This window comes from Pseudogracilibacillus sp. SE30717A (genome assembly GCF_037071985.1).
Taxonomy (GTDB): Bacteria; Bacillota; Bacilli; order Bacillales; family Amphibacillaceae; genus Pseudogracilibacillus.
In genome coordinates, this window is sequence record NZ_JAXHDF010000002.1 from 329108 (window position 1) to 343123 (window position 14016).

The 14016-nt window shown below is 34.6% G+C and carries 18 protein-coding genes; 7 read left to right on the forward strand and 11 right to left on the reverse strand.

Annotated elements, in window-relative coordinates:
• Positions 1-21: 21 nt before the first annotated feature.
• Complete coding sequence (locus SPD48_RS04415) at positions 22-1212, reverse strand: exonuclease SbcCD subunit D (protein ID WP_336256848.1); 1191 nt, start codon at positions 1210-1212, stop codon at positions 22-24.
• Positions 1213-1512: 300 nt separating this feature from the next.
• Between SPD48_RS04415 and SPD48_RS04420 the strand changes: the two genes are divergently transcribed.
• Genes SPD48_RS04420 through cydS form a run of 3 tightly spaced genes read left to right on the forward strand, consistent with a single transcriptional unit; the run spans position 1513 to position 3991 of the window.
• Entirely contained in the window at positions 1513-2859 is a 1347-nt protein-coding gene (locus tag SPD48_RS04420) for a cytochrome ubiquinol oxidase subunit I (RefSeq protein WP_336256849.1), read from the forward strand.
• Positions 2856-3887, forward strand: a complete 1032-nt coding sequence (locus SPD48_RS04425; protein WP_336256850.1) for a cytochrome d ubiquinol oxidase subunit II — start codon at positions 2856-2858, stop codon at positions 3885-3887. Before SPD48_RS04420 ends, SPD48_RS04425 begins: the two co-directional genes overlap by 4 nt.
• 5 nt (positions 3888-3892) lie before the next feature.
• Positions 3893-3991 (forward strand): cytochrome bd oxidase small subunit CydS, encoded by a 99-nt coding sequence (gene cydS / locus SPD48_RS19905; RefSeq protein WP_442962105.1) that lies wholly within the window; start codon positions 3893-3895, stop codon positions 3989-3991.
• Positions 3992-4214: 223 nt separating this feature from the next.
• On the opposite strand, the gene SPD48_RS04430 is transcribed toward cydS, so the two are convergent.
• The 6 genes from SPD48_RS04430 to SPD48_RS04455 form a co-directional block, all read right to left on the reverse strand.
• A complete protein-coding gene (locus tag SPD48_RS04430; protein ID WP_336256851.1) occupies positions 4215-4565 on the reverse strand; it encodes a hypothetical protein in 351 nt (116 codons plus the stop codon).
• A gap of 2 nt (positions 4566-4567) precedes the next feature.
• Positions 4568-5098 carry an EndoU domain-containing protein gene (locus SPD48_RS04435; RefSeq protein WP_336256852.1) on the reverse strand — a complete coding sequence of 177 codons (531 nt, stop codon included), beginning with the start codon at positions 5096-5098 and terminating at the stop codon, positions 4568-4570.
• A gap of 223 nt (positions 5099-5321) precedes the next feature.
• Positions 5322-6491, reverse strand: coding sequence for a hydroxymethylglutaryl-CoA synthase (locus SPD48_RS04440; protein ID WP_336256853.1), 1170 nt, complete (start codon positions 6489-6491; stop codon positions 5322-5324).
• 112 nt (positions 6492-6603) lie between these two features.
• Entirely contained in the window at positions 6604-7134 is a 531-nt protein-coding gene (locus SPD48_RS04445; RefSeq protein WP_336256854.1) for a hypothetical protein, read from the reverse strand.
• 107 nt (positions 7135-7241) lie between these two features.
• A complete protein-coding gene (locus SPD48_RS04450; protein WP_336256855.1) occupies positions 7242-7829 on the reverse strand; it encodes a hypothetical protein in 588 nt (195 codons plus the stop codon).
• A gap of 1016 nt (positions 7830-8845) precedes the next feature.
• Positions 8846-9268, reverse strand: a complete 423-nt coding sequence (locus SPD48_RS04455) for a pyridoxamine 5'-phosphate oxidase family protein (RefSeq protein WP_336256856.1) — start codon at positions 9266-9268, stop codon at positions 8846-8848.
• 162 nt (positions 9269-9430) lie between these two features.
• Between SPD48_RS04455 and SPD48_RS04460 the strand changes: the two genes are divergently transcribed.
• The 3 genes from SPD48_RS04460 to SPD48_RS04470 all read left to right on the forward strand — a co-directional run bounded on the left by SPD48_RS04460 (position 9431) and on the right by SPD48_RS04470 (position 11548).
• Positions 9431-9805, forward strand: coding sequence for a carboxymuconolactone decarboxylase family protein (locus SPD48_RS04460; RefSeq protein WP_336256857.1), 375 nt, complete (start codon positions 9431-9433; stop codon positions 9803-9805).
• A 102-nt stretch (positions 9806-9907) separates the two neighbouring features.
• On the forward strand, positions 9908-10489 hold the full coding sequence (locus SPD48_RS04465; RefSeq protein WP_336256858.1) for a class D sortase: 582 nt from the start codon (positions 9908-9910) through the stop codon (positions 10487-10489).
• 183 nt (positions 10490-10672) lie between these two features.
• Positions 10673-11548, forward strand: coding sequence for an SDR family oxidoreductase (locus SPD48_RS04470; RefSeq protein ID WP_336256859.1), 876 nt, complete (start codon positions 10673-10675; stop codon positions 11546-11548).
• Between the two features lie 80 nt (positions 11549-11628).
• Here SPD48_RS04470 and SPD48_RS04475 read toward each other — a convergent pair whose 3' ends face one another.
• The 3 genes from SPD48_RS04475 to SPD48_RS04485 all read right to left on the reverse strand — a co-directional run bounded on the left by SPD48_RS04475 (position 11629) and on the right by SPD48_RS04485 (position 13095).
• The gene (locus SPD48_RS04475) at positions 11629-11946 is read right to left on the reverse strand and encodes an ASCH domain-containing protein (protein WP_336256861.1); all 318 of its coding nucleotides are present in this window, start codon (positions 11944-11946) and stop codon (positions 11629-11631) included.
• Positions 11947-12118: 172 nt separating this feature from the next.
• Entirely contained in the window at positions 12119-12337 is a 219-nt protein-coding gene (locus tag SPD48_RS04480) for a YdbC family protein (RefSeq protein WP_336256862.1), read from the reverse strand.
• A gap of 311 nt (positions 12338-12648) precedes the next feature.
• Positions 12649-13095, reverse strand: coding sequence for a DUF2512 family protein (locus SPD48_RS04485; RefSeq protein ID WP_336256863.1), 447 nt, complete (start codon positions 13093-13095; stop codon positions 12649-12651).
• A gap of 101 nt (positions 13096-13196) precedes the next feature.
• On the opposite strand from SPD48_RS04485, the gene SPD48_RS04490 reads away from it, so the two are divergent.
• Positions 13197-13604: a reverse transcriptase-like protein gene (locus SPD48_RS04490; protein ID WP_336256864.1), complete on the forward strand. Its 408-nt coding sequence runs from the start codon at positions 13197-13199 to the stop codon at positions 13602-13604.
• Between the two features lie 7 nt (positions 13605-13611).
• On the opposite strand, the gene SPD48_RS04495 is transcribed toward SPD48_RS04490, so the two are convergent.
• Positions 13612-14016, reverse strand: a complete 405-nt coding sequence (locus tag SPD48_RS04495; protein WP_336256865.1) for a hypothetical protein — start codon at positions 14014-14016, stop codon at positions 13612-13614.

The window sequence follows — 14016 nt, forward strand, 5'->3', positions numbered from 1 at the left end:
TTTATCCACTCCTTTCCCTAATTAATTTGATGCCGCCGCTTCTTTTTTCGCTATTTCTAATGTTTCATTTTCAAGTTTAAGTAATTCATCTAATAATTCTTTGAATACCTCTTCTGTTGCCTCGCTCGTTTCTAATCCAGTTACTTCTTTATAAAATGCAGCAAATAATTCAACGTCTGTTAATTCATTGCGTGGTTTTACCTCTGTTGCAGTCTTCATTTGAATGTTTCCATCATACATTCGCTCTACGTGCATTGCGTTTGGAAATACGGAACGGACTTTTTCCATTGCTGATAATACTGGAGTTTCATCGGTGAGTTTTACAAACACATAGTCCTCATTAATCGGATACGTTAACATCTCTTCTATATTGGACTCAACCGTCCGCAGATCACGTCTAGGTGAAAGTAATCTTTTTTCAACAGTCGTCTTTCCTTCTCCATCCATCTCAACAATATAAAACCCTTTTTTATGATGTTCTTCGGAAACAGAGTATTTTAATGGTGAACCTGCATAGCGGATGTTTTCCTTATGTACATAATGTCCTTGATGTAAATGACCAAGTGCTGTGTAATCGAAGCACTCAAAATGCTGGGCATTTACATGTTCAGCACCACCGATAGATAAAGGTCGTTCAGATTCACTTGTATTCTCTTGTTTTTCCCCAAATGGGGTAACGAAAGCATGTCCCACATAAACGTGCCTTGCTTGGGGAACTAAAGTAGATTGAATCTTTTCAACCAATTTATTAGTTGCATCATCATGTGATTTAATGGAATCGTCTTCGAGAATATTCCGGACAACACTCGGATCACAATATGGCACTAGGTGAAAATGTACCTCTCCATACTCATCCTCTAAAATAACCGTATTGATCTCACTCTCCAGTTGACCTGCAATATGAAAGCCTTTCTCTATCATAATTTTGCTTCCGAAATGAAGCCGGCTTGGACTATCGTGATTCCCTGCAATTGCTAGTACAGGTGTATTCAGTTCCAATACTATTTCATCCAATACATGATTCAATAATTGCACCGCTTCGGTCGGGGGTACAGCTCGATCATATAAGTCCCCAGCAATAATGACAGCATCTGGTTTTTCTTCTTTAATAAAATTTATAAATTGCTTTAATACATATTCTTGGTCCTCTGTCATATAAACACCTTGAACCAGTTTCCCTAAATGCCAATCAGCTGTATGAAAAAACTTCAATTGTTACCAGCTCCTTCATGCATATAATAAACGTTTTTGTATATATGTTTTTATGTAAATTATAATTTTTCCTCCTTCTATCTTACCATGACTTTCTCCCTTGTCTCTATTAATCGCCTATTTTTTACATATCTAGTTCAATATGAAACATGAATTTAATATTTATGGGAATAAATAAGAAGAGGTGTTTTTATGTATAAAAAACATGAGCAAAAATTAGTTTGGCTTAGTTTTTCTATCGCTATGATTATGTTGATTTCTATACTGAGCAGAATTTTTTAATTGAAAGGAGCTAAACATTTGATTAATGAAGATGCTGTATTTTACAGCAGGGTTTTAACAGAACTGACACTTTCCTTTCATATTATTTATGCAACGATTGGAGTCGGTGTCCCATTAATGATTATGATTGCCCAATGGGTTGGTATTAAGAAGAATGATGAACATTATATATTATTAGCGAGAAGATGGGCTAGAGGGTTTGTAATTACCGTGGCTGTCGGTGTTGTAACTGGAACCGCAATTGGATTGCAACTATCATTGCTATGGCCGAACTTTATGGAACTTGCTGGAAATGTGATAGCATTGCCTCTGTTTATGGAAACTTTCGCTTTCTTTTTTGAAGCAATTTTTCTTGGAATCTATTTATATACATGGGACAGGTTTAAGGATCAACGAAAACATATGCTTTTTCTAGTGCCGGTTGCTCTCGGGGCTGCATTTTCAGCAGTATTCATAACCATTGTCAATGCTTTCATGAACGCCCCGCAAGGATTTGAGCTTGTAAATGGGGAATTAGTGAATGTGAATCCAATTTCCGCAATGTTTAACCCCGCGATGCCAACAAAAGTCGCCCATGTAGTGTCATCTGCATTTATGACCGCTGCATTTATTCTCGCATCCATCGCGGCTTTCAGGATAATTAGAGGTTCTTCTCATATATATCATAAAAAAGCTCTTTATTTAACAATGAAAATCGGATTAGTTTTTTCCATTGCAACCGCGTTAATTGGTGATTTTTCCGGAAAATATTTAGCGGAATACCAGCCAGAAAAACTCGCTGCAGCTGAGTGGCATTTTGAAACAGCAGAACGTGCCCCACTAGTATTGTTCGGAATTTTAGAGGGGGAAGAAACAAAGTATGGTATTTCAATTCCTTATGCGTTAAGTATTCTTGCACATAACAGTCCTTACGCAGAGGTGACTGGATTAGATCAATTTCCAGCAGACGAAATTCCTCCCCTGTATATTCATTATTTATTCAATATTATGGTAGCTGTAGGTATGTGGATGACTTTATTGGCACTTGTTTATTGGATAGGAGTAAAAAGAAAATGGAAAATCGTAAAACAGAATTGGTTTAATTGGCTTATTGTTTTTGGAGGTCCACTTTCAATTATAGCAATTGAAACAGGTTGGTGGTTTGCAGAAGTTGGCAGACAGCCTTGGATACTTCGCGGTTATATGCGGACAGTAGAAGCTGCAACATCCAGTAATCAGGTTGATTTGATGCTCATTCTTTTTTCATGTCTGTATCTTATTTTAGGAATCGGATCAGTAGTTGTCTTACAACGGATGTTTAAGAGCAATCCTGTTGAGCATGAATTAGAGGAACGAGAAGCAGAAAATCAAGGGGTGGAGACATGAATTTTTCAATTGAAATTCTCGGAATCAGCGTCTTATGGACCTTCTTATTTGGATATATTATTGTGGGATCCATTGATTTTGGAGCGGGATTTTTTAATGCGTACAATTTAATTACAGATAAAAAACATAGATTAACAAATATTATCCAACGTTATCTCTCTCCTGTTTGGGAAGTAACGAATGTCTTTCTCGTATTCTTTTTCGTAGGAATTGTCGGATTTTTTCCAAAAACAGCTTATTACTATGGAACTACCCTACTCGTTCCTGTCAGTATTGCTATTTTATTACTGGCAATCAGAGGTTCTTATTATGCTTTCGAAACATACGGAGCCAGAGGGCATAAGGGATATTCATTTATGTATGGGTTGTCAGGTTTGTTACTACCAGCTTCTCTTTCTATTGTCCTTACTATTTCAGAAGGCGGATTCGTTTTTCTTGTTGACAACAAACCGGTATTAGATTACTTTGCATTATTTATCAATCCATTGACATGGAGTATCGTTCTTTTAAGTATTACAGCTGTTCTTTATATTTCAGCTGTTTTTCTAACATGGTATGCACATAAAGCGAATGATGTCGCTGCTACAAATTTAATGAGAAAATATGCGCTCATTTGGGCATTCCCGACCATCATTACTGCCGGCGGGATTATTTACTGGTTACATTTTCACAACCCCGAACATTTTGAACACATTCTTAGATTAAGCTGGATGTTTGTTATTTCATTTATTCTCTTTTTAGGAACTGTCTGGTTATTGTGGAAGAAAAGAAATTACGGTTTTGCTTTTTGGTTATTAGTCGGCCAGTTTGCATTTGCGTTTTACGGTTACGGATTATCCCATTACCCTTATTTACTATATCCATATTTAACGATCTATGACAGCTTTACGAATGAAGCGATGGCAATTTCTTTAATCATAGCATTTGTATTGGGACTAGGTTTATTGCTTCCATCATTATACTTATTGCTTCGGCTCTTTTTGTTTAATAAAGAGTATGTACGCGGAAAATCTGTTTATAAGAGGTGAACTAAATGGCTACATTTATTATATTTTTTGCACCGTTTCTAGTTCTTATTGCAGCTATAGTTGTTGTCTTTTGGATAGCACCGAAAGATAAATCGATTAAATGATCGAGGTAAACTAATAAGTATGGATCGAAACTTAGCTTATATTATCATTGGAGTATATTGAGCTTTCCAGTATGTATTCCATGAGCATCACGGTAAATCATAAATAGGTTGGGACAAAAGCTAGAAAAAATTTTTGAGACACGAATGATTACGTTTATAATAGTCGCTACAGAAAGATTGTTCGTGTTTAACATCTCTACTATTTTGTTTTGTCCCACTCTCATCATTTTTTATTTAGTTCCGCAAACCACATAATAATAAGTTCACGCAACATTTTAGTTTTTATGTCAAAAGTTGGATACTTACTAACTTCCTCTACAAAATCAAATAAATCTTCTATTTTTGTATATTCAGGGCCAATTATCAAATGAGTGCGATTTCCGCTTGATTCTATGAAATCTCGCTTGCCCTCTAAAACATTGTCAATATCTTTTAAAATTTGTCCGCCAATTATTGGGGCATCAGCCATTAAAAATTCACCGACTATTTGCATCTTCGAATCATTAAATTCAATAACCAGTCGTTTTTTGTACTGAGACCCATTTCTTAACTCTACTTCTCTTATTTGATACATACTTAACCTCCTTCATAAATCGGAAATGCAGAAATGATTTTTTCATTACTGTCCAAGTACATTCGGATAATTACCCCTTCAGTTGTTAATCCTTCATATGTATTCCCTGAGATAAATACCCTCTCATCATATGCCTCATTAATTGCATCGACTACATCTTGAGTATCCCATTCATCTGGAAAAAAGGTCGATTTTCCCCCGTTTGATTTTTTCTCAACATCGCTCACAATCACTTTCGCTTCAAATACACCAAATTCATCTGGCTCTGTCTTAGAACCCTCGACAATTTCTCCCTTTTTAGTTGGCAACTGATCATAATGAAATCCAACTGCTTGGCCCTTTTGATTTAACTCTCCCTCTAGTATATGTTCTAAAGCACCTTTGCGAAAATGTTCAATATGTTGAAGATTTTCAATTAATGTTACTTCTTCTGATAATCGATTTTCATCTATAGTCGATTGTGACTCCAAATTACAACCAAATAATCCGAGAAGAAGCACTCCTGTTAATATAAATTGTACGATCTTTTTCATTAATATTTTCCCCTTGTCTAAAAATATGTAAGTCAGAATCTTATACTGTCAACTAAATCTCGATAGTTTTTTATTTCACGTGCAAGAGAAGAAATAACGGTTTATCTGTGAATCATTAAATAAACATGCCCTTGTTCCATTGGCTAACCATCGGAAATTCCATTTCTATCTCTCTCCTTAAATGGATAAAAAAGAATCAGCTTTTACACTGATTCTTCCTCTTCTACTTGTGTTTATTTATATATTGGCGTTCATGATCCTTTATACCACTAAGACAAATAGGAGCCGGATCTTGAGAAGTATCTAATTCCATTGTTGATCCATCTATAGGTAATGTTTTTTGAAAAATAGATTCATATTCAGTAACTGTAACTTCTGTTCGGCTATTAAAATTATCTTTATGTGTATCAACCGATAAAAATTCACGATAATTAGGCTGCAATATACCTGAGAAAAATTCTCCAACTGCACCAGAACCGTAACTAAATAATCCAATTCGTGATCCCGCTTCTAGATCTTGCTCTTCAAGTAAGGAAATCAAACTTAAGTAAAGAGATGCTGTATAAATATTTCCTACTTTACGGCTATACAATGTACTAGCTTGAAAATTTTCAGATAACCGCTTCTGTACTTCTTCCGATCCTTCGTCCAAAATCGTGCGTAAAGCTTTTAACCCCATCTTTGTATAAGGTAAATGATAGCAAATCGCTTCGAAATCACTAATAGTTAAATCTGTTTTTTTCTTATATTCCTCCCAAACCTCAGAGAAAAAAGCCATATATTGTTCGTTCGAAAACTTCCCATCTACAAAAGCAACATCCGAGTATGTTGGCCGCCAAAAATCCATTATATCTTTCGTTAAAAATGTACTAATGTTTTCAAGTTCCAAGACGCCAGGTTCAGCGCTAATAAGCACAGCTACTGCACCCGCTCCTTGGGTCACTTCACCAGATGTTTGTAACCCATATCGAGCAATATCAGAAGCAAGAACAAGTACTTTACTTTCTGGATTTAATGCAATATGCCCTTTTGCTAATTGAATTGCTGCTGTTCCGCCATAACATGCCTGCTTCATTTCAATGGAACGTGCATGTGGGGAAAGCCCAAGTAATTCATGAACATATATTGCCGCTGATTTTGAATGATCGATTCCAGATTCCGTACCAAACATGACAAAATCTATCTTTTCTCTATCATTTTCATCTAAAATTTGTAATGCTGCATTTGCAGCTAACGTAACTGGGTCTTGTGTCAATGGTGCAATCGCCATCTCATCTTGTCCAATTCCAATAGTGAATTTTTCTGGTTCGACCCCTCGCGCTACTGCTAAATTATTCATATCTACATATAGATGTGGTGTATAAAATCCAATTTTATCTATTCCTATCTTCAATTTACTTTCTCCTTTAGACTTTCTCATACTTTGTGATTCACTTCACATTTAAGATTAAATTTATTTATACGTATATTTTCTCATAACAAATAACGAAAGAAAAGTAAAAGTGCTAATTAAACAGAAAATTCAACTCTATTTCGTCAAAAATTTCGTTACTCTCAAGCATTTCTGAACCTGGTAACACAAGATCTAACTCATTAATTTCTTCTGCAGGAGTATCTAAAACAAAAATAATATTACCCTCTTTCTCTCCTTTTCCAAAAAAAGGATCTCCAACTAATTCAGAAATCAATTTATCTGCCTCGATAGCTTCTCCTGTATTCGTAGTTAGAAACGCTTCGTTAATAGATAATACAACATCCTCATCAACAGTATTCTTTAATTTCAAATCGATCATAACGAGCGTTACTTTCTCTTTGTTATCAAAAGCAGCCTTATCTTCATCAGCCGGTTTTAAATTTCCAACACGGAGATTGCTTATTTTTACCATTACAGGGCCATTTTCTTCTACTAGATTCATGTTTGACTCTTCATGAACCCAAGTCATCTCTTCCCCTTCTCTCCCTGTAAATGTATCTTTAGATTGACATGCTCCTAGTAATAAAATAATAGTAAAACAAAAAAGTAACCATCTTCGCATCTGTCCAACTCCTATACATTGATCCATTTGTTAGTATACAGGGATCTTAGGAAAAAATATATAGGATGAAAACCTCATTTTAAGCTAGTTATTAAATTAAATAATTACTATTTTCTATGTTCTAACATTTCAGGGTAAGGAATTTTATCAAAAATCTCTCCAGTTGATCCGTCCTTTACATAGATAATTATTACACTATTTTTAATTTTTTTCCCATTGAATAACTGATAGAACAGCCCAGACATTCCGAGACCCATAACTGAGAATCCATCAAAATTATCTTCATACAATTCTCGATCGACTTCCAATATATATTCTGTGAATGATTCATTTGGTATAATTTTTTGGATAGATGGAAAATCATCGTTATCTTCTATTTCTTCAATTGTATTTTTCATCTCTATTTCCAAATCATTTAAAATTACTTTATGTTGTTCTTCCGACATGGTAATTGTAATAGAATGGTCTTTATTTTTGGTTATTTCTTTTACCCCATCATCTTTTGCCACTAGAATCATTTCTTTATAATTTTCGTCCTGTAAAAACTCTTTCGGTATTGTGATTTCAACTTTTGCCAGTTTTTCGCTTATTTCTGTTTCCTGCTGTGATTTATCTTCACCACTTGAATTGTTCGTACATCCAATAAAAATAACAAAAATTAATAGTATGACCACAGTTTTCTTTCTATCTATCAATTTAAAGGCCTCCAATAATACAAAGATAAGTTATAATAGCAAATAAGAATGTTAATTCACGCACTATTCTACTTGGATATCCACGAATGTATTACCAAACATACTTTCAAGAATATCTAATCATCACTTATCCATTCATTTTGGATACCCTCTAGGTACACATTAATTCATTTTACTTTTCCTTTGAGAAAGGTATAACCTAAATTATCTTACTCTAAACGTCATTTAAAATTAAAACTTTTCTGTTGTTTTTCGCCTCATTTACTAGTCGAATAATAGTATAAATACCGACTTTTCTTGGTAAAAAGGTAGAAAACAACTCCACAATATTAAGAATCTTGTAATTTGAATGTCCATAATTAAAAACGGCAGATAAAGGATTTTGATGGGAATGAAACGAGTGTCGTTTCCATATACATATAGAAATGTATCCGAAGTAAACGATAGAGCATTTAGACATGGATATATATAAATGAAGAGGCAGAGCCAATTGTACCATGTACAGATCAATAGATGCTTCTGCCCCAAATAAACAACACAGTATAATCTAGGTGAGATTCATTTGAGAAATAAAATAAGATTAAGTTTTCAAATGAAGGATTGGGGCTGGGACATAAGCTAGAAAGAATTATTGAAACACGAATAATTACGTTAATAATAGTCGCTACAGAAATATACTTCGCTTTCACCCCTGGTATAAGAGCGACATCTATTCAAGCCGCACTATCGTTTGCTTTCATAGTGTCTCCTTAACCGCTGCTCGCTGATAAGCCTCCTGCCCCGGCAAGGGGTATACAGACGTTGCCCGCAAAGGGCGGTTTTAGTCTGTAATCTTTCGATATTTATCGCCTTTTTAGTGTCTTATCGAGGCTTTTCTTCTGGCAGGAGTCTCCGTATATTTCTTTCGCTAACTTGAGATATTGTTCGTGTTTCCTATCTACTATTTCGTTTTGTCCCAACCTCCCAAAAAGATTTCGTTTCAAGTTCTTGGATTATTACAACTACAAAAATTCATATTAGATTTCCAACTCTTTTGGAGTGAAATCTTTTTTATTCATTAATTGAATTTCCATCGGCTCAACTTCTAATACGACATAATTAGGATCTTCTGGACCTTCAAACCAATGGTTCATAGAATCATTCCACAGCTTGTTTTTCATGTCTTGAGAATTATTAATGGATACTTTTCCTTGATATTCAATATAATCATCCCCTACCCCTTCTCCTTCGTATCCAAGTAAGATATGGGTATAAGGATTTTTTTCTAATTCCTCAGCTTTGTCTGTCTCCTTACTTGTTACAGTGTATAACGTTAAATCGTCATGCATAAACGTCATATACCTTGAGTATGGCTTATTGTTTTTGACAGTCGCCATTGTGCCAATCTGACTTTCATGAAGTACCTTTTCAATATTTTCTCTAATTTCATGTTGGTTCATTTTTTCCACTCCTTACAAATAATCATTGTTATTGTTCCTAAAATAAAATATGTTAAACATAGCTATTTTTTATCTTTGCACCTTCCATATAATTCTATGTATGTTTTTTTCATTCTTTTTAATACTAAATTAAGAATATGTAATAGTATTGGAGGAATAAAGATGGATTTAAATGATGTGGAACCAGCTAATTATTTTGACCAAACGATAATGGACTTTAAACAAGGGAGTAGCCGTGCCGAACAGAGAATGCCTGAGGTCATGAAAGAATACTTCGCATTTACAAACTCATGTTTTAAAGAAGGTACAATTAATGCAAAACACAAACAATTAGTTGCATTGGCGATTAGTATAAGTACACAAGACGAATATTGTATTATTTATCATACAAAAGGGGCTGCAGAACACGGTGCAACAGAAAAAGAAATAATGGAAGTGATCGGTATTTGTGCCGCATTAAAAGGTGGAGCAGCATTCTCACAAGGAATAACATTAGCGATGGATTCATTCGACTTTTATACCCAAAAAGCCCATTAAATAGAGATAGTTTTAGTTTTAACCTTGTCAGATATAAATATCATTGCTTTCCAAACTAAAACTGAGTAAAATAATGGTAATGATATAGACGAGGTGACGATTGTGTTTCGATTTCTCTCTTGGCTTTTTATTATTGTTGGTGCCTCATTCCTTTTATATGGAGGCTATCAATTATTAGATTCATATATAAATGAAGGAAAACGCTTAAAAGAAGCTAAAACTATCATTTCTGAAGAAGTCATACAAACAGCAGGAAAAGACTTAAGTAAGTACTATGAAAAAATTCAAACTGGGGATACAGTCGGGTTATTTTATATTCCTCGTCTCGATAGAGAAATTCCAATTATCGAAGGAACGGATGAAGAAGAGTTAGCTCAAGGAGTCGGTCATTATAAAGATACTGGCTTCCCGGGAGAGAATAAACAAATCTTATTATCCGGACACCGTGATACGGTGTTTAGACAATTCGGTGAACTGGAGCATGGTGATGAATTGCATATTAAAATGGAACATGGGACGTTCATCTATGTTATTGAAGACCATGAAATCGTAGATGCGGATGATCGCACAGTGATCGATCCGTCCAGAAAAGATGAATATTTAACTGTATCAACTTGCTATCCTTTTTCATTTGTAGGAAGTGCACCTGATCGGTATGTTATTTATGCCTATCCAAAAGAGTGATCTAAAGCCCTTATGAACAACAATCATGTTCATGGGCTTTTTTACTTGCATTATTATCTATTGATTCAACTGATATATATAAGTGCGGATGTTGGTAATCCCTTCTTTATTCAGTCTAAGTCATGTTTAGTTTGATTCCGAATGGGTACATTGTTAGAAATGAGAATTGAGGAGGAGGAAAAAGTGACAGATACAAATAAAAATAATGGCAGCATTACTCCGCCGGCCCAAACACAAGACCGTCAACCCGGATTTGAACATGAAATGGAGCCTCGTCCTGTATATATTTGTCAAGACTATAAAGGAAGTGACAAATTAAAAGATAAGGTTGCAATTGTTACTGGTGGTGATAGTGGGATTGGTCGAGCCGTAAGTCTGCACTTTGCAAGAGAAGGAGCAAAAGTTGTCGTTGTTTACTTAAATGAAGACAAAGATGCGGAAGAAACAAAAAAACTAATCGAAGATGAGAAAGGTGAATGTTTATTAATATCTGGTGATCTTGGGGATCAAGCATTTTGTAAATCAGTTGTTACTAAAACTTTAGCTCATTTTAATAAAATCGATGTTCTCGTTAATAATGCTGGAGAACAGCATCCTAAAAATGACTTTCTTGATATCTCCAGTGAACAATTAGAAAAGACATTTCAAACGAACATTTTCAGTATGTTTTATTTAACACAAGCTGCCCTTCCACATATGAATAAAGGGAGTACAATTATTAATACGTCCTCGGTTACTGCATATGGAGGCAGTGCTGATTTAATTGATTACGCTTCGACTAAAGGAGCGATCACAGCATTTACGAGGTCATTATCTGAGAATATTGTAACTAATGGTATACGTGTTAATGGAGTTGCCCCAGGGCCTATTTGGACACCTCTTATCCCTGCTTCCTTCTCAGAAGAAAAAGTAGGACATTTTGGAGCGAACACCCCTATGAAAAGACCGGGACAACCAAGTGAAGTAGCTCCGGCTTATGTCTATTTAGCAAGTGACGACTCGAGTTATGTATCCGGCCAAATCATTCACGTTAACGGTGGAACTATTTTAAATGGGTAAGAAATTAGTAATGAAAGTATGATACACTTTTAACGTATCATACTTTCCTATTTACATTGTTTATCACAATGAGCAAGTTATTAAGAAGCTTTTTTAAATTCGTGAACCCATACTTTAAGATTTGGAGTCCAAACAGCACCTTCATGAATTGAAGTTATTGCCTCTTTATATTCTTCTAAACTATTAAAGCCTTCTTCTTTGGCGTTTTGTTCTGTGACATCCCCTAGCCTCTGTTGATACACATTTTCAAGCATAAATATTTCCCCATCAACTTCCCATGTATCACCGATATTTCCAAATCGATTACTTCTGCGTTGAGCGGTCTTTTTACCGTTTTTAATTTTTTCAATATCTTTAGGAATGGTTACTAAGCTACTAAGTTCATATTTGTATTCCATTAAAAGTCCTCCTTCACATCTATCCTTTATTATACCTTTTTATAAAAATATTTCATTACACATAACGAAAACTTAGTTAACAGATATATTATATGTTTAGTCAAAAGAAGGTGAACAACGATGGAAACAAACTTAGTCGTTATTACTAGATGTCTCCTCAACACATATCTTCTTATGTTAGTGATTGCAATGCTTCTTTTAACTTTTCCACTTCTTCTGTGCTTAATGTAATTCCTTTTCCCATCTTCTGATGATCTTCGGACCAATCTCTAATATCATATTTTGGTTCACGTCCGTTCCAACTGATTAAATTTAATTCTTTAGTCCATCCCTTCGAACCTTCCGACAAAACAGCAATTGTTTCAATAATTTCATAATTAAACGATGACATATCGTTTACTCCTTTCTTTAGCACCTATTTTTATTATACTTCTTCTGCTGATCTTATTATATAAGACAAACAATGTCATGCAGATTAAAAATGCTTCGAAGATATACATCGCTAAACTATTTTTCAATAAACTTATCTTTACTAAAACAGTTTTAGGAACGAATAAATCATCTAATATGGTCCCTAATAATGCATCCCTGTTCTCCAAAATAGCAGAATATCATTTTACACCTTTCCGGCGAACTACTCAATAAAATATAGTTCATATTAAAAAAAGAGCATTAGAAATTGCAATGCTCTTCTCCTTGAAGTTAACGATCGTTATCTATCGTTTCCCTCTTTGTTTTTATCTCAGGATCGGATTCTTCGGCAAATTCCGTCTGAAACCTAGTCGGAGTAGGTGCTCCGCGATCAGGCTCATGTATCCTGTCCATCATATAAATATGAAAAACTGCTTCACCTGCTGTCGCTAAATAAGCTGCAGCAAATGCAGGTAATAGTACAGGGGTTACATTACCTACGACAAAATTTCCTAACACCCAATAAAGAGCAAAATAAAGAGCTAGGTCCCCAATAATTGCAACTAATTGATTCATTCTTGGTAAAATAAAAAGATCCCCGATGAAAATAATTCCTGAAATAACCAATGTCATGATTAATAAACGAGTGATCGTAGCATTTGAAAATATCCCAAAAATTCCAAATGTAATAATCCCTACTCCAATAAATTTGATTCCGAATGCCTTTAACTGTTCCATAAAATACCAAACACCTCTTTTTAATTCTTAGTATTTGGTAAAAAACAAAATTTATACTATGGTAGTAGTAAATGATCAGTGTTGCAAAGGAGATTTTACGTTTGATTGAAGTATATACTGACGGAGCCTCTCGTGGGAACCCAGGTATTAGTGGTGCTGGCGTTTATATAAAAGCAAACGGAAAACAATATAAATACGCCTATCCTCTTGGGGTCATGTCTAACCATGAAGCAGAATTCCATGCCGTATTAAAAGCATTAGAAATTTGCACTGTAAAATTCCCTAGTGAAATTTTATCTTTTCATTCCGATTCACAGACGGTCGTTGATGCGATCGAAAAGAATCATTGTAAAAACAGACAGTTCAAACCTTTATTAGAAAACATAATTAAAATGACGAATACATTTCCTTATTTTTTTATCAAATGGATTCCGAGTAAACAAAATTATCATGCTGATCAACTAGCTAAAAAAGCAATATCAGATCAAATAAACAAAGATAGGACATAATGTTAGACTATGTCCTATCCGAATTAGTTCCCGATGTTTTTAACATAACAAACCATGACCGGGTGGAAATAAATATTATGATTAAAATAACAACTAATGCCGATACGGAAAAAATTAACTTCGGTTCACGAGTTACACTCATTCCCGATAAAAAAAGAAGTATAAATGCAACGAGATAAAAGAGTGTAAGAAATGAATTTATCCTGATCTCGATTGCTTCATTTTCTTTAACCTCGACCTCTTTACTACCTAAAAACCATTGTTTCGCTTTCACGCGTACACTTTCTTTATTGGATACGATCATAAATTCTTCATCATTACTCAATTTTGTAGCTTCCTTATCATCTACGAACAGAGAAACTTTTGCTAATCCACCCATCATACCAGTACTTCTTTTCACTCTCGCCTTCAA